16 protein-coding genes, 4 tRNA genes and 3 rRNA genes are annotated in these 19,461 nt (G+C 44.1%); 18 read left to right on the top strand and 5 right to left on the bottom strand.

The window, feature by feature from the left end; genetic code table 11:
- Nucleotides 1–15: 15 nt before the first annotated feature.
- A complete protein-coding gene (gene gltP, locus MHI60_RS04505) occupies nucleotides 16–1,266 on the bottom strand; it encodes a glutamate-aspartate/proton symporter GltP (protein ID WP_095407852.1) in 1,251 nt (416 codons plus the stop codon).
- Between the two features lie 369 nt (nucleotides 1,267–1,635).
- On the opposite strand from gltP, the gene MHI60_RS04500 reads away from it, so the two are divergent.
- The 12 genes from MHI60_RS04500 to tsaD all read left to right on the top strand — a co-directional run bounded on the left by MHI60_RS04500 (nucleotide 1,636) and on the right by tsaD (nucleotide 10,831).
- Nucleotides 1,636–1,712 (top strand) — tRNA-Arg (locus tag MHI60_RS04500).
- Between the two features lie 11 nt (nucleotides 1,713–1,723).
- A tRNA-Gly gene (locus tag MHI60_RS04495) sits at nucleotides 1,724–1,797 on the top strand.
- Nucleotides 1,798–1,931: 134 nt separating this feature from the next.
- Nucleotides 1,932–3,480: ribosomal RNA gene (locus MHI60_RS04490) — 16S ribosomal RNA — on the top strand.
- Nucleotides 3,481–3,662: 182 nt separating this feature from the next.
- Nucleotides 3,663–6,593 (top strand): 23S ribosomal RNA (locus MHI60_RS04485).
- 61 nt (nucleotides 6,594–6,654) lie between these two features.
- Nucleotides 6,655–6,770 (top strand): 5S ribosomal RNA (gene rrf / locus MHI60_RS04480).
- The 16S, 23S and 5S rRNA genes sit together here with 4 tRNA genes alongside, the layout of an rRNA operon.
- An 18-nt stretch (nucleotides 6,771–6,788) precedes the next feature.
- Nucleotides 6,789–6,865: transfer RNA gene (locus tag MHI60_RS04475), tRNA-Met, on the top strand.
- Between the two features lie 4 nt (nucleotides 6,866–6,869).
- A tRNA-Asp gene (locus MHI60_RS04470) sits at nucleotides 6,870–6,946 on the top strand.
- Nucleotides 6,947–7,218: 272 nt separating this feature from the next.
- The gene (thiL, locus tag MHI60_RS04465) at nucleotides 7,219–8,196 is read left to right on the top strand and encodes a thiamine-phosphate kinase (protein WP_144485890.1); all 978 of its coding nucleotides are present in this window, start codon (nucleotides 7,219–7,221) and stop codon (nucleotides 8,194–8,196) included.
- Between the two features lie 58 nt (nucleotides 8,197–8,254).
- A complete protein-coding gene (gene tsaE, locus MHI60_RS04460; RefSeq protein WP_240193836.1) occupies nucleotides 8,255–8,686 on the top strand; it encodes a tRNA (adenosine(37)-N6)-threonylcarbamoyltransferase complex ATPase subunit type 1 TsaE in 432 nt (143 codons plus the stop codon).
- Complete coding sequence (gene tsaB, locus MHI60_RS04455; RefSeq protein WP_144485886.1) at nucleotides 8,667–9,356, top strand: tRNA (adenosine(37)-N6)-threonylcarbamoyltransferase complex dimerization subunit type 1 TsaB; 690 nt, start codon at nucleotides 8,667–8,669, stop codon at nucleotides 9,354–9,356. The genes tsaE and tsaB overlap by 20 nt, the downstream gene beginning before the upstream one ends.
- A 25-nt stretch (nucleotides 9,357–9,381) precedes the next feature.
- Complete coding sequence (gene rimI, locus MHI60_RS04450) at nucleotides 9,382–9,810, top strand: ribosomal protein S18-alanine N-acetyltransferase (RefSeq protein WP_024424460.1); 429 nt, start codon at nucleotides 9,382–9,384, stop codon at nucleotides 9,808–9,810.
- Nucleotides 9,803–10,831: a tRNA (adenosine(37)-N6)-threonylcarbamoyltransferase complex transferase subunit TsaD gene (tsaD, locus tag MHI60_RS04445; RefSeq protein ID WP_144485884.1), complete on the top strand. Its 1,029-nt coding sequence runs from the start codon at nucleotides 9,803–9,805 to the stop codon at nucleotides 10,829–10,831. Before rimI ends, tsaD begins: the two co-directional genes overlap by 8 nt.
- A 270-nt stretch (nucleotides 10,832–11,101) precedes the next feature.
- On the opposite strand, the gene MHI60_RS04440 is transcribed toward tsaD, so the two are convergent.
- Nucleotides 11,102–13,024 carry an ABC-F family ATP-binding cassette domain-containing protein gene (locus MHI60_RS04440; protein ID WP_144485882.1) on the bottom strand — a complete coding sequence of 641 codons (1,923 nt, stop codon included), beginning with the start codon at nucleotides 13,022–13,024 and terminating at the stop codon, nucleotides 11,102–11,104.
- Between the two features lie 138 nt (nucleotides 13,025–13,162).
- Between MHI60_RS04440 and moaC the strand changes: the two genes are divergently transcribed.
- From moaC to tatC, 4 genes are read left to right on the top strand one after another with little or no spacing between them, the layout of a single operon-like run.
- On the top strand, nucleotides 13,163–13,654 hold the full coding sequence (gene moaC, locus MHI60_RS04435) for a cyclic pyranopterin monophosphate synthase MoaC (protein WP_144485880.1): 492 nt from the start codon (nucleotides 13,163–13,165) through the stop codon (nucleotides 13,652–13,654).
- 15 nt (nucleotides 13,655–13,669) lie between these two features.
- A complete protein-coding gene (locus MHI60_RS04430; RefSeq protein ID WP_008355687.1) occupies nucleotides 13,670–14,323 on the top strand; it encodes a redox-sensing transcriptional repressor Rex in 654 nt (217 codons plus the stop codon).
- A 27-nt stretch (nucleotides 14,324–14,350) separates the two neighbouring features.
- The gene (locus MHI60_RS04425) at nucleotides 14,351–14,530 is read left to right on the top strand and encodes a twin-arginine translocase TatA/TatE family subunit (protein ID WP_008355689.1); all 180 of its coding nucleotides are present in this window, start codon (nucleotides 14,351–14,353) and stop codon (nucleotides 14,528–14,530) included.
- 6 nt (nucleotides 14,531–14,536) lie between these two features.
- The gene (tatC, locus tag MHI60_RS04420) at nucleotides 14,537–15,295 is read left to right on the top strand and encodes a twin-arginine translocase subunit TatC (protein WP_095407858.1); all 759 of its coding nucleotides are present in this window, start codon (nucleotides 14,537–14,539) and stop codon (nucleotides 15,293–15,295) included.
- A 39-nt stretch (nucleotides 15,296–15,334) separates the two neighbouring features.
- Here the strand turns inward: tatC and MHI60_RS04415 are convergent, their stop codons facing one another.
- From MHI60_RS04415 to MHI60_RS04405, 3 genes are read right to left on the bottom strand one after another with little or no spacing between them, the layout of a single operon-like run.
- On the bottom strand, nucleotides 15,335–15,961 hold the full coding sequence (locus MHI60_RS04415; protein WP_144485878.1) for an NUDIX domain-containing protein: 627 nt from the start codon (nucleotides 15,959–15,961) through the stop codon (nucleotides 15,335–15,337).
- 56 nt (nucleotides 15,962–16,017) lie between these two features.
- The gene (locus MHI60_RS04410) at nucleotides 16,018–16,212 is read right to left on the bottom strand and encodes a YdiK family protein (RefSeq protein ID WP_003213897.1); all 195 of its coding nucleotides are present in this window, start codon (nucleotides 16,210–16,212) and stop codon (nucleotides 16,018–16,020) included.
- Nucleotides 16,209–16,943: a CPBP family intramembrane glutamic endopeptidase gene (locus MHI60_RS04405; protein WP_144485876.1), complete on the bottom strand. Its 735-nt coding sequence runs from the start codon at nucleotides 16,941–16,943 to the stop codon at nucleotides 16,209–16,211. The genes MHI60_RS04410 and MHI60_RS04405 overlap by 4 nt, the downstream gene beginning before the upstream one ends.
- Nucleotides 16,944–17,172: 229 nt before the next feature.
- Here MHI60_RS04405 and groES point away from each other — a divergent pair, with 229 nt between their 5' ends.
- A complete protein-coding gene (gene groES, locus MHI60_RS04400) occupies nucleotides 17,173–17,457 on the top strand; it encodes a co-chaperone GroES (RefSeq protein WP_024426730.1) in 285 nt (94 codons plus the stop codon).
- Between the two features lie 55 nt (nucleotides 17,458–17,512).
- Complete coding sequence (gene groL / locus MHI60_RS04395; RefSeq protein WP_041108751.1) at nucleotides 17,513–19,147, top strand: chaperonin GroEL; 1,635 nt, start codon at nucleotides 17,513–17,515, stop codon at nucleotides 19,145–19,147.
- The last annotated feature ends 314 nt before the right edge of the window (nucleotides 19,148–19,461 follow it).

Below are 19,461 nucleotides of genomic sequence, written 5' to 3'. Positions count from 1 at the left end.
TTCCTTCATATAACATTACATCCCTTTTGTTTCTTCACCTGCTTTAGGAACTTCCCATGCTGACTCACGGAATACTTTTTCCCATTTAGATACGACAATACATGCAACGGCATGCCCTGGAACATTCACGCCAGTTCGTGCCATATCCATAATTCGGTCAACACCGGCTATGATGGCAACGCCTTCTGCGGGAAGACCGACTGCATGAGCGGTAGCCAAAAGAACAACGAGTGAACCGGATGGCACAGCTGCAATACCTTTACTCGTTAACACAAGAACAAGCATCATCAAAAGCTGCTGTGACAGACTCATGTCGACACCAAACGCTTGTGCAAGGAAGACACAGGCAACCGATAAATATAAACTTGATCCATCGCAATTGAGAGAAAGACCAGATGGAATCACGAAGGAAACGATTCTTTTTGGACACCCGTATTTCTCCATTCGTTCCATCAATTGAGGAAGGACAGTTTCAGTGCTCGTAGTAGAGAAGGCAACAAGGAACAAATCCCAAATCATTTTTAATACTTCGAAGTAGTTAAAACGGAAGATCAGTGCGACCAGAGGGAATAAAGCAAAGAGAATAATGAATAATCCTAAAAATACAGTCCCGACAAGCTTCATCATTGGGATTAATAAAACAATGCCATATTGGCCGACAGAAGCAGCCATTAATGCAAGAACCCCAATAGGTGCTGTTACCATCACCATCTGTGTGAGCTTAAACATGATTTGTGCCACTGATTCAAAGAAGGTGAGAACAGGAGCAGAAGCTTTACCGATGCCGCTTGCTGCTACACCAAATAAGATGGCGAAGAAAATGACAGCAAGTAAATCATTCTGAGCCATAACATCGACGATATTGGTTGGAATGATATCTAATACCATTTGTTTAAAGTCAACGACTTTCTCCGTATAACCATCTAATTCCCCAATATCTTTCTTAGCTAATTTAGAGAAATCGAGGCCAACGCCAGGCTTTAGCCCATTTGCCAATAATAGCCCGATCCCAAGAACGATGGTTGTGATGACCTCAAACCAAATGATCGTCTTTAATCCAAGGCTGCCCATTTTCTTCATGCCGCCGCTGCCGGCTGCACCAATAACAATGGTAGAGAAAACGATTGGAACAACGATCATTTTAATCAGCCTGATGAATCCATCTCCAATTGGCCGCAGTGCCATTCCGAAGTCGGGGAAGAAATGGCCGATAAGAGCTCCTATCACCAAAGCGATCATGATTTGAAAAGCGACGAACTTTTTCATCATCTCCTACCTCCTTTAAATGCATGGAAAAATATTAAGAATTTTCCAATAAATAAAAATTCTATGTGGCCATGTTTTGTCCTCCTTTGTATTTAGAAAGATTTTATTTAAGAATCATTGGAATTATGAAGAAAGAGAAGAAAATAGGGCTATTACATGTCTATTTATCTAAGAAAAAATCATTTTAAAAAAACATGAAACTTTTTTAGAAAAATGTATTGACCCTTTTGTATGATCCGTGGTATATTTTTATTCGTCGCTGATGACGTATTTGAAACACAGACGTTCACACACATGCGGCAAACAAATTTTAAAAAGATGTTGACTTAAGAAAAACGATATGTTAAGATAATTAAGTCGCCTGATTAAGCGCCCGTAGCTCAATTGGATAGAGCGTTTGACTACGGATCAAAAGGTTAGGGGTTCGACTCCTCTCGGGCGCGCCAATACAAATCACGCGGGTGTAGTTTAGTGGTAAAACCTCAGCCTTCCAAGCTGATGTCGTGAGTTCGATTCTCATCACCCGCTCCATTTTTGAACATGATCTTTGAAAACTAAACAAGACAAAACGTACCTGTTAATTCGAGTTTTTATAAAAAAATCCTATGATACTTCATAGGTAGTCAGTCAAACGCTGACGAAAAACAAAACTTCGGTTTTGTACTTTTTCGGAGAGTTTGATCCTGGCTCAGGACGAACGCTGGCGGCGTGCCTAATACATGCAAGTCGAGCGGACAGAAGGGAGCTTGCTCCCGGATGTTAGCGGCGGACGGGTGAGTAACACGTGGGTAACCTGCCTGTAAGACTGGGATAACTCCGGGAAACCGGAGCTAATACCGGATAGTTCCTTGAACCGCATGGTTCAAGGATGAAAGACGGTTTCGGCTGTCACTTACAGATGGACCCGCGGCGCATTAGCTAGTTGGTGGGGTAATGGCTCACCAAGGCGACGATGCGTAGCCGACCTGAGAGGGTGATCGGCCACACTGGGACTGAGACACGGCCCAGACTCCTACGGGAGGCAGCAGTAGGGAATCTTCCGCAATGGACGAAAGTCTGACGGAGCAACGCCGCGTGAGTGATGAAGGTTTTCGGATCGTAAAGCTCTGTTGTTAGGGAAGAACAAGTGCGAGAGTAACTGCTCGCACCTTGACGGTACCTAACCAGAAAGCCACGGCTAACTACGTGCCAGCAGCCGCGGTAATACGTAGGTGGCAAGCGTTGTCCGGAATTATTGGGCGTAAAGGGCTCGCAGGCGGTTTCTTAAGTCTGATGTGAAAGCCCCCGGCTCAACCGGGGAGGGTCATTGGAAACTGGGAAACTTGAGTGCAGAAGAGGAGAGTGGAATTCCACGTGTAGCGGTGAAATGCGTAGAGATGTGGAGGAACACCAGTGGCGAAGGCGACTCTCTGGTCTGTAACTGACGCTGAGGAGCGAAAGCGTGGGGAGCGAACAGGATTAGATACCCTGGTAGTCCACGCCGTAAACGATGAGTGCTAAGTGTTAGGGGGTTTCCGCCCCTTAGTGCTGCAGCTAACGCATTAAGCACTCCGCCTGGGGAGTACGGTCGCAAGACTGAAACTCAAAGGAATTGACGGGGGCCCGCACAAGCGGTGGAGCATGTGGTTTAATTCGAAGCAACGCGAAGAACCTTACCAGGTCTTGACATCCTCTGACAACCCTAGAGATAGGGCTTTCCCTTCGGGGACAGAGTGACAGGTGGTGCATGGTTGTCGTCAGCTCGTGTCGTGAGATGTTGGGTTAAGTCCCGCAACGAGCGCAACCCTTGATCTTAGTTGCCAGCATTCAGTTGGGCACTCTAAGGTGACTGCCGGTGACAAACCGGAGGAAGGTGGGGATGACGTCAAATCATCATGCCCCTTATGACCTGGGCTACACACGTGCTACAATGGACAGAACAAAGGGCTGCAAGACCGCAAGGTTTAGCCAATCCCATAAATCTGTTCTCAGTTCGGATCGCAGTCTGCAACTCGACTGCGTGAAGCTGGAATCGCTAGTAATCGCGGATCAGCATGCCGCGGTGAATACGTTCCCGGGCCTTGTACACACCGCCCGTCACACCACGAGAGTTTGCAACACCCGAAGTCGGTGAGGTAACCTTTATGGAGCCAGCCGCCGAAGGTGGGGCAGATGATTGGGGTGAAGTCGTAACAAGGTAGCCGTATCGGAAGGTGCGGCTGGATCACCTCCTTTCTAAGGATATATGGAGCAGCGTACGTTTTCGTCTTGTTTAGTTTTGAAGGATCATTCCTTCAAAACATGTCTCTAGCGAGACAGGATTGTTCTTTGAAAACTAGATAACAATAAGTAATACATTCACATTGAATGCAATGCAAAGTTCATCACACATAGTGATTCTTTCTAAAGTAAGAAATGGTTAAGTTAGAAAGGGCGCACGGTGGATGCCTTGGCACTAGGAGCCGATGAAGGACGGGACGAACACCGATATGCTTCGGGGAGCTGTAAGCAAGCTTTGATCCGGAGATTTCCGAATGGGGAAACCCACTGCTCGTAATGGAGTAGTATCCATACTTGAATACATAGAGTATGAGAAGGCATACCCGGGGAACTGAAACATCTAAGTACCCGGAGGAAGAGAAAGCAAATGCGATTCCCTGAGTAGCGGCGAGCGAAACGGGAACAGCCCAAACCAAGAGGCTTGCCTCTTGGGGTTGTAGGACACTCTATACGGAGTTACAAAGGAATGATATAAGCGAAGAGGTCTGGAAAGGCCCGCCAAAGAAGGTAACAGCCCTGTAACTGAAATGTCATTCTCTCCAGAGTGGATCCTGAGTACGGCGGAACACGTGAAATTCCGTCGGAATCCGGGAGGACCATCTCCCAAGGCTAAATACTCCCTAGTGACCGATAGTGAACCAGTACCGTGAGGGAAAGGTGAAAAGCACCCCGGAAGGGGAGTGAAATAGATCCTGAAACCGTGTGCCTACAAGTAGTCAGAGCCCGTTAACGGGTGATGGCGTGCCTTTTGTAGAATGAACCGGCGAGTTACGATCCCGTGCAAGGTTAAGCAGAAGATGCGGAGCCGCAGCGAAAGCGAGTCTGAATAGGGCGCATGAGTACGTGGTCGTAGACCCGAAACCAGGTGATCTACCCATGTCCAGGGTGAAGTTCAGGTAACACTGAATGGAGGCCCGAACCCACGCACGTTGAAAAGTGCGGGGATGAGGTGTGGGTAGGGGTGAAATGCCAATCGAACCTGGAGATAGCTGGTTCTCTCCGAAATAGCTTTAGGGCTAGCCTCAAGGTAAGAGTCTCGGAGGTAGAGCACTGATTGGACTAGGGGCCCCTACCGGGTTACCGAATTCAGTCAAACTCCGAATGCCGATGACTTATCCTTGGGAGTCAGACTGCGAGTGATAAGATCCGTAGTCGAAAGGGAAACAGCCCAGACCGCCAGCTAAGGTCCCAAAGTATACGTTAAGTGGAAAAGGATGTGGAGTTGCTTAGACAACCAGGATGTTGGCTTAGAAGCAGCCACCATTTAAAGAGTGCGTAATAGCTCACTGGTCGAGTGACTCTGCGCCGAAAATGTACCGGGGCTAAACGTATCACCGAAGCTGCGGACTGTTCTTACGAACAGTGGTAGGAGAGCGTTCTAAGGGCTGTGAAGCCAGACCGGAAGGACTGGTGGAGCGCTTAGAAGTGAGAATGCCGGTATGAGTAGCGAAAGACGGGTGAGAATCCCGTCCACCGAATGCCTAAGGTTTCCTGAGGAAGGCTCGTCCGCTCAGGGTTAGTCGGGACCTAAGCCGAGGCCGAAAGGCGTAGGCGATGGACAACAGGTTGATATTCCTGTACCACCTCCTCACCATTTGAGCAATGGGGGGACGCAGGAGGATAGGGTAAGCGCGGTATTGGATATCCGCGTCCAAGCAGTTAGGCTGGGAAATAGGCAAATCCGTTTCCCGTAAAGGCTGAGCTGTGATGGCGAGCGAAATTTAGTAGCGAAGTTCCTGATTCCACACTGCCAAGAAAAGCCTCTAGCGAGGTGAGAGGTGCCCGTACCGCAAACCGACACAGGTAGGCGAGGAGAGAATCCTAAGGTGATCGAGAGAACTCTCGTTAAGGAACTCGGCAAAATGACCCCGTAACTTCGGGAGAAGGGGTGCTTCTTAGGGTGTTAAAGCCCCGAGAAGCCGCAGTGAATAGGCCCAGGCGACTGTTTAGCAAAAACACAGGTCTCTGCGAAGCCGTAAGGCGAAGTATAGGGGCTGACGCCTGCCCGGTGCTGGAAGGTTAAGAGGAGCGCTTAGCGTAAGCGAAGGTGCGAATTGAAGCCCCAGTAAACGGCGGCCGTAACTATAACGGTCCTAAGGTAGCGAAATTCCTTGTCGGGTAAGTTCCGACCCGCACGAAAGGCGCAACGATCTGGGCACTGTCTCAACGAGAGACTCGGTGAAATTATAGTACCTGTGAAGATGCAGGTTACCCGCGACAGGACGGAAAGACCCCGTGGAGCTTTACTGCAGCCTGATATTGAATGTTGGTACAGCTTGTACAGGATAGGTAGGAGCCTTGGAAACCGGAGCGCTAGCTTCGGTGGAGGCATCGGTGGGATACTACCCTGGCTGTATTGACCTTCTAACCCGCTGCCCTTATCGGGCAGGGAGACAGTGTCAGGTGGGCAGTTTGACTGGGGCGGTCGCCTCCTAAAATGTAACGGAGGCGCCCAAAGGTTCCCTCAGAATGGTTGGAAATCATTCGCAGAGTGTAAAGGCACAAGGGAGCTTGACTGCGAGACCTACAAGTCGAGCAGGGACGAAAGTCGGGCTTAGTGATCCGGTGGTTCCGCATGGAAGGGCCATCGCTCAACGGATAAAAGCTACCCCGGGGATAACAGGCTTATCTCCCCCAAGAGTCCACATCGACGGGGAGGTTTGGCACCTCGATGTCGGCTCATCGCATCCTGGGGCTGTAGTCGGTCCCAAGGGTTGGGCTGTTCGCCCATTAAAGCGGTACGCGAGCTGGGTTCAGAACGTCGTGAGACAGTTCGGTCCCTATCCGTCGCGGGCGCAGGAAATTTGAGAGGAGCTGTCCTTAGTACGAGAGGACCGGGATGGACGCACCGCTGGTGTACCAGTTGTTCTGCCAAGGGCATCGCTGGGTAGCTATGTGCGGACGGGATAAGTGCTGAAAGCATCTAAGCATGAAGCCCCCCTCAAGATGAGATTTCCCATTCCGCAAGGAAGTAAGATCCCTGAAAGATGATCAGGTTGATAGGTCTGAGGTGGAAGCGTGGTGACACGTGGAGCTGACAGATACTAATAGATCGAGGACTTAACCTATATTCTAATGTGAAGCATGAACATTGTTATCTAGTTTTGAGAGAACATTCTCTCCATCAGGTTTGGTGGCGATAGCGAAGAGGTCACACCCGTTCCCATACCGAACACGGAAGTTAAGCTCTTCAGCGCCGATGGTAGTTGGGGGTTTCCCCCTGTGAGAGTAGGACGCCGCCAAGCTTGTTATATTTATATCGTCGCGGGGTGGAGCAGTTCGGTAGCTCGTCGGGCTCATAACCCGAAGGTCGCAGGTTCAAATCCTGCCCCCGCAACCAAAATGGTCCGGTAGTTCAGTTGGTTAGAATGCCTGCCTGTCACGCAGGAGGTCGCGGGTTCGAGTCCCGTCCGGACCGCCATTTTTATGACTTGTAAACGAAAACGTATAGTTTCGTTTTTTTTTATGTCTTTTTCTTTCTACAAGTACCCAAGATGCAATGAAATGATTTGTGTTTGGCTACACTATAAGAAAGAAAAGATAGATTATTTCAATTCAGCCTGGTTTTTTCATACCAGGCTTTCTTTATATCATTTTTGTTGGAATTGAGACTTATATTCGCTACACTAATACTAACTGTGTTTGACATCATGTCTACTTAACCAATTGATTGTAAGAAGGGGCTGTCTTTTTATGGATGAATTTGATCTTATTCGCCGAATCACACCAAAAGATACATATCAGCGCTCTTTGATCATGGGCATCGGTGATGATGCAAGTGTTTATCAACCTCATTCACATTGTGAAGAGGTCGTTTGTGTTGATACAATGGTGGAGCATGTTCATTTTCGTTTTGACTTTTCCACACCATTTGAAGTTGGCTTTAAGGCACTGGCAGTCAATGTTAGTGATATCGCTGCAATGGGAGGGACCCCAAAGTATTATCTTGTTTCAATTGCGATCCCGCCTCATGGTGATGAGACAATCGTTACGGACCTTTATGAGGGAATGAAAGCGTTGGCTGACTCCTATCATATGGATTTGATTGGTGGAGATACAGTGGCTACCCGCAGTGACTTTGTCATTACCGTGACAGTCATTGGTGAGGTTTCCAAGGGAACAGCTTGTTATCGTCACAGTGCTCAGACTGGAGACATCGTCTTTGTCACAGGTGAACTCGGTTCATCAGCTGCTGGGTTATCAATCTTAATGAACGAAGCAGCCCCTTCTAAGGCGGTCGATGCTGATTTTTTTCTTAAGCGTCATAAAATGCCTCAGCCTCATATTGCTGCTGGACACATTTGTTCAAGTTTCCCGCGGGTCACCTTGAATGATGTGAGTGATGGATTAGCGAGTGAGTTAAATGAGATAGCCGAAGCGAGCTGTGTGATGATCGAGATAGAAGCTGATAAGCTTCCAATTCATCCAGATTTACCGATCCTGCGCAAAGACTGGCTTGAATGGGTGTTATTTGGGGGAGAAGACTTTGTTTTAACTGGTACAATACCAGAATCTGATTGGGAAAGCTTTGAATCGCAATGTCAAAAAGAAGGCATTCAGATCACACGTATTGGACAAGTCAAAGATGATCAAGCAGCCAGTGTTATGTTAAAAGACAATGATCAACAAACAATGTTAATGAAAAAAGGATATAATCATTTTAAGAAATGAGGTGACATCAACGGTGAAATTAACATGGACGACAAAAGGTGCGGATGAGACGAAACGAATTGCCGCTGCTTTGGCCAAACTTGTGATGCCAGGCGATGTATTGACATTAGAAGGAGATTTAGGCGCAGGCAAAACCACTTTTTCAAAAGGTTTTGCGGAAGGCTTAGGAATTACCCGTATCGTCAACAGCCCTACCTTTACAATTATTAAAGAATATACTGATGGCAGACTGCCACTTTATCATATGGACGTGTACCGCATGGAAGATGCGGAGGAAGAGATCGGACTCGAAGAATATTTTGAGGGTGAAGGTGTATGCTTGGTTGAATGGGCACATCTTATTGAACCTCAATTGCCTTCTTCCTATTTAAAAATTGAAATGCTGAGAACAGAACGTGAAGAAGAACGGCATCTCACGTTTGATGCAAAAGGGGAGCGTTATGAGACCCTTTGTAAGGAGATGAAAGAATTTGACCATATTGGCCATTGATACATCAAACCATACACTAGGAATTGCTCTTGTAAGAAATTTCACTGTAATTGGCGAGAGCATCACGTATTTAAAAAAGAACCATTCCGTCCGAGCGATGCCCACTGTTGAAGCATTGATGAAAGAATGTGGTGTATCACCAAGCGAACTAAGTAAAATCGTTGTGGCAAAAGGACCTGGTTCTTACACTGGCGTCAGAATCGGGGTCACCATAGCAAAAACACTTGCGTGGACGCTGTCTATCCCGATATCGGCTGTTTCGAGTTTAGAAACACTTGCGGCAAATGGCCAATATTTTGATGGGTATATCTCACCTCTATTTGATGCGAGAAGAGGACAAGTTTATACCGGACTATATACGTTTGAAAAAGGTAAGATCAAAGAGGTCGAACCAGATCAAAATATCCTGCTCGCGGATTGGCTTCATGAACTGAAGCAGACAGGAAAGCCTGTTCTATTTCTTGGACAAGATGTGCACCTTCATGAAGAGAGCATTCGCTCCATTTTAGGAGAAACGGCTGTACTGGCAGAGGGGACATTTCATAACCCAAGACCTTCAGTGCTTGCATTTTTAGGCGCAGATCGTCCTGCTGAAGATGTCCATCAGCTTGTTCCTAACTATATTCGTTTGGCAGAAGCGGAAGTGAAATGGCTTGAAGGACAAAAATAATCTTAACATAGCAGAGATTCGACAAATGACAGTAGCAGACATTCCAGAGGTGTATACGATTGAAGTGCATTCGTTTACAGCACCCTGGAAAAAGGAATCGTTTGTCTATGAGATTCTTCATAACCAATACAGCCATTATTTTCTCATTGAAGAAGATAAGCAGCCTGTTGGATATTGCGGGGTCTGGATTGTCATGGACGATGCACAAATTACGAACATTGCGATTCTCCCTGAGCATAGAGGAAAAGGATACGGGGAAGCATTGCTTCGATATGTCATGGAATTTTGCAAAGAAAAAAAGACAGATCATCTTTCTTTAGAGGTGCGGGTTTCGAATACACCAGCACAATCCCTCTATGAAAAGCTCGGTTTCAGACCAGCTTCTATTCGAAAGAATTATTATACGGATAATGGAGAAGATGCATTAGTCATGTGGGTGAATATAAATGAGTGAACAAACAGATCGATTTATATTAGGTATAGAAACAAGCTGCGATGAAACAGCTGCGTCCATTGTGAAAAATGGAAAAGAAATCGTGGCAAATGTGGTTGCCTCGCAAATAGACAGTCATAAACGATTTGGCGGTGTTGTACCCGAAATTGCTTCGAGGCATCACGTGGAGCAAGTTACCATCGTATTAGAAGAAGTGATGGCACAGGCGGGTATGACTTTTAAGGATTTAGATGCGATTGCTGTCACAGAAGGACCTGGCCTCGTCGGTGCCCTGCTGATTGGTGTCAATGCAGCAAAGGCACTGAGCTTTGCCCATCAAATTCCTCTTGTCGGTGTTCATCATATTGCAGGGCATATTTATGCAAACCAGCTTGTTGATGAATTGGAGTTTCCATGTTTAGCTCTTGTTGTCTCCGGTGGGCATACTGAGCTTGTTTTAATGAAGGAGCATGGATCTTTTGAGGTCATCGGAGAAACTTTAGATGATGCAGCTGGAGAAGCGTACGATAAAGTGGCCCGGACGATGGGTCTCCCGTACCCAGGCGGACCTCACATTGATCGGTTAGCGCATGAAGGGGAACCGACAATTAAGCTTCCTCGTGCATGGCTTGAAGAAGGATCCTATCACTTTAGCTTTAGTGGTTTAAAATCAGCTGTGATCAATACCTTACACAATGCGTCACAAAAGGGAGAAACGATTGCCCCAGAGGATTTGGCAGCAAGTTTTCAAGCAAGCGTCATTGAAGTGCTTGTTGGGAAAACATTGAAAGCAGCTGAAGCCTATGGTGCGAAGCAAGTTGTTCTAGCTGGAGGAGTTGCTGCCAATAAAGGACTAAGAGAAGCTTTAACATCAGCATTCACGAATCTGCCAGACGTGAAGGTCATTATTCCGCCATTATCCCTTTGCACAGACAATGCAGCCATGATCGCTGCTGCTGGAACCGTTGCATTTGAAAAAGGAATAAGAGGCGATATGGCGATGAATGGTCAGCCAGGATTGCCGCTAATCTCATATGAATGAAAACTCCTGTGGATATACAGGGGTTTTTATTTTTTATGAAAGCGATTTATTCACATGAAAACGTTATATATCCACAATTGTTAGAAAATTTTGTTTTAAATTGAAGAGGATGTGTATAAATACGATCTTTTTTGTGGATATGTGATTAAAACTCTGTGGATAAAGTGGATAAGTCCAAAGTATTTAAGAATAATCAAGAAGTTATTGTGGGTATCGTTGTGGATAATAAATTTTCATTGAAAGAAAAAAGAGTACCCTTTAGGGCACTCTTTAAGATTCTGACAGCTCTTCCCACTCTGCAAAAAGTGATTCCAGCTCTTGATTGAGCGTATCATTTTCTGTTTGAATGGCTTGGACCTTCTCGTGATCTTGAAAAATATCAGGATCACATAGCAGCTCTTCATTTTCACCAAGTTTGTCTTCGACGACAGCAATGCGTTCTTCAATTTCTTCGATTCTGCGCTGCTTTTGTCTTTCTTTCTTTTTCAGTTCTTTTTCTTCCGCATAAGAAAGCTTTGCCTTTTCTGCTGGCTGGGCAGATTGTTTTTTAACAGGTTCATTTTCTTGAAGTGCTTCCAGCTCAAGTTGTTCATTTTTCTTTTCAAGGTAGTAATCATAGTCACCGAGATATTCTCTTGTTTCTGTAGGTGACAGCTCGAATACTTTCGTAGCGAGACGATTGATAAAATAACGATCATGCGAAACAAATAAGATGGTTCCTGGATAATCAATCAGTGCATTCTCTAAAATTTCCTTACTATCTAAGTCCAGATGGTTTGTCGGCTCATCGAGAATAAGAAAATTGGCTTTTTGGAGCATCAGCTTTGCCAGTGCAAGGCGTGCTTTTTCTCCACCGCTTAATGCATGGACAGGCTTTAGAACGTCATCACCGGAAAAGAGGAAGTTTCCTAAACATGTCCGAATTTCTTTTTCATTCATATGAGGATAGTCATCCCAAAGTTCATTTAGCACTTTTTTCGAAGATGTCAGTTTAGCTTGCTCTTGGTCATAGTAGCCAATCGTGACATGAGATCCAAAAGTGATATCGCCTTTTACGGGTGTTAATGTGTTCGTTAACGTTTTTAAAAGGGTTGATTTCCCGATCCCGTTAGGACCAATGAGTGCCACACTATCCTCGCGTTTAATCTGAAAAGAAAGAGAGGATAGGAGCGGTGTCTTTTCATCATAACTAATATCGAGATCATGCACTTTCAGCACATCATTGCCGCTTTGTCTCGTAATATCAAAATGAAAGTTTGCGGATTTTTCGTCTCCTAAAGGCTTATCTAAACGATCCATCCGTTCGAGCTGCTTGCGTCTGCTTTGAGCGCGCTTTGTGGTTGAAGCTCTTGCCAGGTTGCGATCCACGAAATCCTGAAGCTTTGAGATCTCTTCTTGCTGCTTTTCGTAGAGTTTCATATCACGCTCGAGCTGCTCTGCTTTCAGCTCTAGATACTTACTATAGTTCCCTGCAAACTTTTTCATTGAAGTTCTTGAGACTTCATAGACGTGGTTTACGACTTTGTCTAAGAAATAGCGGTCATGGGACACGATAAGAATAGCGCCTGTATAATTTTGCAAATACTGCTCCAGCCATGATAAGGTATCAATATCTAAATGGTTTGTCGGCTCATCCAGAATTAAGAGTTCTGGTTTCATTAACAAGAGCTTTCCAAGCGCTAGACGGGTTTTCTGGCCGCCGCTTAAGGATTGGACGGTTGTCTCATCTTCAAAATGACTAAAGCCGAGTCCATGAAGAATGGAGCGGACATCTGCTTCATATTGATAGCCGCCTTGATCTTTAAATTCCTGCTGAAGCCTATCATAGGTTTTCATAAGGGCATCCAGCTCAGAACCTGTGGAGGAAGCCATTTTCTCCTCAATGGTTCTCATCTCTTGTTCCATCTCTTTTAAATGATCAAAAACCGATAATAATTCGTCTTTTAACGTACGTGTAGACGTCACATCGGTATGCTGTGCTAAATAGCCGATCGATAGGTCTTTTGGTTTGATGATCTCACCTTGCTCGTAAGACATTTGACCGGCAATGATTTTCAAAAGCGTGGATTTGCCTGCGCCGTTTCGACCTACAATGGCAATTCGATCCCTTGCTTTGACTTCCAATTTTATATTCGTTAAAACGGTATCAGCGCCAAACGATTTGGACAGCTGATTCACTTGTAGAATCATCATGTAACTTCACCTCTGCTATAATATGTTAAGTGTAGCTTATCAGCAGTAAACCGGCAAATGTTACATACAATCGCCATATTCAAATGAAAGACAGATAGGAAAAAATAGTGTATCATTTGAGTGAGGGAGCGTTGAAAGATGAGTCAATTTAGCCACTTTAACGAACAGGGAAGAGCAAAGATGGTCGACATTAGTGACAAATCGTCTACAGTGAGAACCGCCGTAGCTGTTTCAAGTGTTCGTATGATAAAAGAAGTGTTTCATAAAATACAACAGCGTGAAATTGGAAAAGGGGATGTGCTGTCTGTCGCACAGGTTGCTGGCATCATGGCAGCAAAGCAAACATCTACCATCATTCCAATGTGTCATCCGCTTGCACTAAAAGGCGTGGATATCTCCTTTAATTGGGAGGAAGCCGGAAATGCGCACATCCTGAACATACAAGTACAGGTAAAAACAAAAGGAAGTACGGGTGTGGAGATGGAAGCGCTCACTTCTGCTTCAGTATGTGCACTGACCGTTTACGACATGTGCAAAGCGATTGATAAAGGCATGATCATCGGTCCTACCTATCTAATTGAAAAGACAGGCGGGAAAAATGGTGATTTTCACAGAGCATCTGATATTTAAGTTGGAGGACCTTATATGAATATAGATCAGTCAAAAATTCCACAAGCGACAGCCAAACGTTTGCCGCTATATTACCGTTTTTTAAAAAATCTGCATGCATCAGGAAAACAAAGGGTGTCATCGGCAGAGCTTAGTGATGCAGTCAAAGTGGATTCTGCCACCATTCGCCGAGATTTTTCGTACTTTGGTGCACTTGGGAAGAAAGGGTATGGCTATAATGTCGATTATCTCTTGACCTTCTTCAGAAAGACCCTTGACCAAGATGAAATGACCAATGTCATGCTCATCGGTGTCGGGAATTTAGGAACTGCTTTTTTACACTATAATTTCATAAAAAATAATAATACAAAAATTTCAATGGCTTTTGACGTCAATGAGAGTAAAATAGGAAGTGAGATAGGCGGTGTGCCTGTCTATGATTTGGATAAGCTTGAAGAGCATGTTCAAGAGGTAGGAGATATCCCTGTTGCGATTTTGACAGTACCTGCTGTAGCAGCTCAATCCATTACAGATCGTTTGATTGCCCTTGGCATCAAAGGAATCCTTAACTTTACGCCGGCTCGATTGAATGTGCCGGAACACATTCGAATTCATCATATAGATTTGGCGGTTGAACTTCAATCTCTTGTGTATTTCTTAAAGCATTATTCTGTTACGCAGGAGGATTGACGAAAAGGGGTAAAGGGGGTGGAGCAAATGGGTCCGATCGGTCCTGGGAGTTTGATTCTGATTGCGATTGTAGCGCTCATTATTTTTGGGCCGAAAAAGCTTCCTGAATTAGGAAGAGCAGCAGGAGATACATTACGTGAATTCAAAAATGCCACAAAAGGCTTAGCTGATGATCAGGAAGAAAAAAAGAAAAAAGAAGATCAGTAGAATAGGATGAGCTTCATGAATGTCAAAGATATGCCGCTTATGGAGCATATTGTGGAACTGCGAAAACGTTTAGTGGTCATTGCGATGTTTTTTGTCACCTTTATGGTGGCTGGTTTTTTTCTCGCTAAGCCGGTCATTGTGTATTTACAAAATACCGATGAAGCGGCAACACTCACGCTGAACGCATTTAAGCTTACAGATCCTCTGTACGTGTTTATGCAGTTCGCATTTGTCATTGCTTTGGTTTTGACGTGTCCCGTTATTTTATATCAGCTATGGGCGTTTGTGAGCCCTGGCTTATATGATAAAGAAAGAAAGGTGACACTTGCTTATATTCCGATTGCACTGCTGTTATTTTTGAGCGGTGTCGCTTTCTCTTATTTTATTTTGTTTCCGTTTGTCGTTGATTTTATGATACGGATGTCGAATGATTTAAATGTAGAGCAAGTCATTGGGATTCATGAGTATTTTACATTTCTGATGCAGTTAACACTTCCATTTGGCTTTTTGTTTCAGATGCCCGTTGTGTTGATGTTTCTTACAAGACTTGGCATCATCACACCGATGTTTTTATCAAAAATACGGAAGTATGCCTATTTTGTCCTCCTTGTCATTGCCGCACTCATTACACCGCCAGAGCTTGTTTCTCACCTCATGGTCACCTTGCCAATGCTCGTTTTATACGAAGTGAGCATTATCATTTCAAGAGTGACTTACCGCAAAATGCAGCAAACAGAGGAGAAAGAAAGTCATTATGTCTCATAAAAAGGCATCATGATCCAATGAGGGATCACGATGCTTTTTCTATTGTGAAAGAAATTGATTGATCGCATGAAAGAGGTGCTCATAATAGGCGGGCTCATGCGGGACAAAATCATGAACACCTACTTCAAAACTTTCCTCATGTCGTTCTCCGTTTGCATCAACTTTAAAGCCATCGATTCGAATTTTTTCGCATGCTCCTGTTAAAAGCTGCTGTGCATTAAGCAGCTTTGCTCTGTACAGACCAGCGACTTCTTCTTTCTGTAGATGAACTTCCATGTGCTCTTCTTGATTCATATAAAGGTACACATGGCAGAATTCACGGTCGATGAACGAAGGCATATGGATTTCATCCTGTATGACACCTGCAAAGGTGAGGTCCTCAAAAGGGATAGAAAGACCAAGCTCTTCTTTTACCTCTCTTAAGCCATCAGAAGGCTGTTCATCTGCAAGAAGGTGGCCTGCTGCTGTGATATCAAAAAGAGAAGGGAAATCCTTTTTTGCGGGACTTCTTAGCTGAAAATAAAGGTGCACGGTGCCATGTTCCTTTTTAAGAAGCCAGAAATGAAATGTTTCATGCCAAAGACCTTGGGTGTGGACATCTGAACGAGCGGCAGCTCCAATCATTTCATGCTGATCATTGAAGATACGAAGTTTTTCATGTTCCATGAAGATACATCCTCCATAAAAAAACCATTTTCCAACCGCGGAAAATGGTTTTTGATTTATTTTTGCTGCTGTTTTTTGAGTTTGACAGAGAAGGCAAACATTTTAAGCGCGATATTGATATTATAGGCCGCAAACACCATCAGCAAAATGCTGTAAAATGACCACATGTCACCTGGGTTTTGAATGGCCATATAGGTGAAAGCCACACCTACGGCAAAATAAATGATGCCCCATACGACTGGGTTTCTCATGAGAAAAAGCCTCCAATAATCATTTGCATGGTTTGAGATTGTTCTTCAATCATTTTTCTTACAGGCTCAATCTGCACAAGAATGACGAGCGAGTTCATCAGCATATGAGCGCCGATTGGAACAATGATTCGTTTTGTTTTCGCATATAAAAAGGCAAAGGTAAAGCCCATTGCGGTATAGAGCAAGATATGGGGAAAATCATAGTGTACAGCAGCGAAAACCACTGAACTGACAAGTGCTCCAATGAAAAAATTCGTTTTTTCATAAACCACACCAAAGATGATTTTTCGAAAAATGATTTCCTCTAAGATCGGTCCAATCAGGGCGATGACGATCACAAGCCATGGAACTGCATCCATAATGGATAAAATGTTTTGGGTATTTTCAGATTCTCGTCCAATGCCAAATGCATATTGTTCAATCGCTCCTGCAATTGATTGTGCTAAGAGGGAAAGAAAGAACCCCCCAATGATCCAAGCGATTGCCGCGCCGACTGAAGCCGGTTCTTCATTTCGAAGTGAAGCTGTTGGTACAGTCCGAAGAATGAGCAGAATAATAATTAATCCGACACAGAAACTAATGATTGTCCATGTTCCTGACAATTTAGAGAGCTCTGCTTGTGTCATCGGTGTCTGAATGTAACCTAACCACTTCATGATGAACAAATACGGAAACGCAGAAACCTGCACCAATATATACGTTAAGATGATGTACCAATATTGTTTTTTCAAGTAACGAAAACCCCTTTACTAAAAGAACTAGATTTATTGTAACACAAGTCTTCTTTTTCGATGAAAAGGAAAGAATCTGAGATCAAAAAAGATCTTGAAAGCGTAAAAATTTTTAAAGGTTTTCACTTGAAATTGCAGAAGACATTCTTTATTATAATAAATGTGTTAGCACTCACTGGTGATGAGTGCTAAAAAAGACTACATATAAAAATTGAGGAGGTTGTTTCTTATGTTAAAGCCATTAGGCGATCGCGTAATCATTGAACTCGTTGAATCTGAGGAAAAAACCGCTAGCGGTATTGTGTTACCGGATTCTGCAAAAGAAAAACCGCAAGAAGGTAAAATTGTTGCAGCAGGTTCAGGGCGTGTACTTGAAAGTGGTGAGCGCGTTGCGTTAGAAGTAAGCACAGGCGACCGCATTATCTTCTCAAAATATGCAGGCACTGAAGTGAAATATGAAGGCAAAGAATATTTAATCCTTCGTGAGAGCGACATTTTAGCTGTTATTGGTTAATCACATAAAAAACATTGAGATAAATTTTTAAAAAGACTGAGGAGGTTTCGTTATTATGGCAAAAGATATTAAGTTCAGTGAAGAAGCACGTCGCGCAATGTTACGTGGTGTAGATGCACTTGCAGATGCTGTAAAAGTAACTTTAGGACCTAAAGGACGTAACGTGGTTCTTGAGAAAAAATTCGGTTCTCCACTTATCACAAATGATGGTGTAACGATTGCAAAAGAAATCGAATTAGAAGATGCATTTGAAAACATGGGTGCAAAACTTGTAGCTGAAGTTGCAAGCAAAACAAACGACGTAGCTGGTGACGGTACAACGACTGCAACAGTTCTAGCTCAAGCGATGATCCGTGAAGGTCTGAAAAACGTAACAGCTGGTGCAAACCCTGTTGGCGTTCGTAAAGGGATCGAAGAAGCAGTGAAAGTAGCACTTGAAGGCTTGCACGAGATTTCTAAACCAATCGAAGGTAAAGAATCAATTGCTCAAGTTGCGGCTATTTCTGCAGCAGACGAGGAAGTCGGCAGCCTAATCGCTGAAGCGATGGAACGTGTAGGTAACGACGGTGTCATCACAATTGAAGAATCTAAAGGATTCACAACTGAGCTTGAAGTGGTTGAAGGTATGCAATTTGACCGCGGATATGCTTCACCATACATGGTGACGGATTCTGATAAGATGGAAGCAGTTCTTGAAAATCCTTACATCTTAATCACTGATAAAAAAATCACAAACATTCAAGAAATCCTTCCTGTACTTGAGCAAGTTGTACAACAAGGAAAACCATTATTGCTTATTGCTGAAGATGTAGAAGGCGAAGCACTTGCAACTCTTGTTGTAAACAAACTTCGTGGTACATTCAACGCAGTAGCAGTAAAAGCACCTGGATTCGGTGATCGTCGTAAAGCAATGCTTGAAGACATCTCTGTTCTAACTGGCGGAGAATTAATCACAGAAGACTTAGGACTTGACCTGAAATCAACTGAAATCGGTCAGCTTGGCCGCGCTTCTAAAGTCGTTGTGACAAAAGAAAACACAACAATCGTAGAGGGCTCAGGAGATTCTGCTCAAATCTCAGCACGTGTGAACCAAATCCGTGCACAAGTAGAAGAAACAACTTCTGAATTCGATAAAGAAAAATTACAAGAACGTCTTGCAAAACTAGCTGGCGGCGTCGCTGTCATCAAAGTTGGTGCTGCAACTGAAACAGAACTAAAAGAGCGTAAACTACGCATCGAGGATGCACTGAACTCAACTCGTGCAGCAGTTGAAGAAGGTATCGTATCTGGTGGTGGTACAGCACTTGTGAATGTATACAACAAAGTCGCTTCAATCGAAGCTGATGGTGACGTTCAAACAGGTGTGAACATCGTTCTACGTTCTCTTGAAGAGCCAATTCGTCAAATCGCTCACAACGCAGGTCTTGAAGGATCCGTTATCGTTGAGCGCTTGAAAAACGAAGAAATTGGCGTAGGCTTCAACGCAGCAACAAACGAATGGGTAAACATGATCGAAAAAGGAATCGTTGACCCAACAAAAGTAACTCGCTCTGCACTTCAAAACGCAGCTTCTGTAGCAGCAATGCTTCTAACAACTGAAGCAGTCGTTGCTGACAAACCAGAAGAAGGCGGCTCAGGCGGCGGAATGCCAGATATGGGCGGCATGGGTGGAATGGGCGGAATGATGTAACACCCTCGAAAACCCCTTGAAATATAGGGGTTTTTGTTATGTCTTTTTTTAATTGGTCATTTAAAATGAATTCGATTGGCAATAATCATCGAGGTAAACATATTTCCTTGAAACAATCCAAAAGAGAAAGAAACAAAAATTTGCTTCTGTGCGTATGGTACAGTGAGAATAAATTAAGGTTTAGAACACTTTTATTACAAATACAATCTTTTTATTGGTGATAACACTGATAAAGTACCTTTATAAAGGTCTTTATTAAAAATATTATTTGAATTTATAATATAATCAATAAGTAGAGAATTATGAATTTATGT

This window comes from Bacillus sp. FSL K6-3200 (genome assembly GCF_038630485.1).
Classification (GTDB): domain Bacteria; phylum Bacillota; class Bacilli; order Bacillales; family Bacillaceae; genus Bacillus; species Bacillus safensis.
Note: the sequence above shows the minus strand (reverse complement) of the source record. Positions and strands in the feature narration are given on the sequence as shown.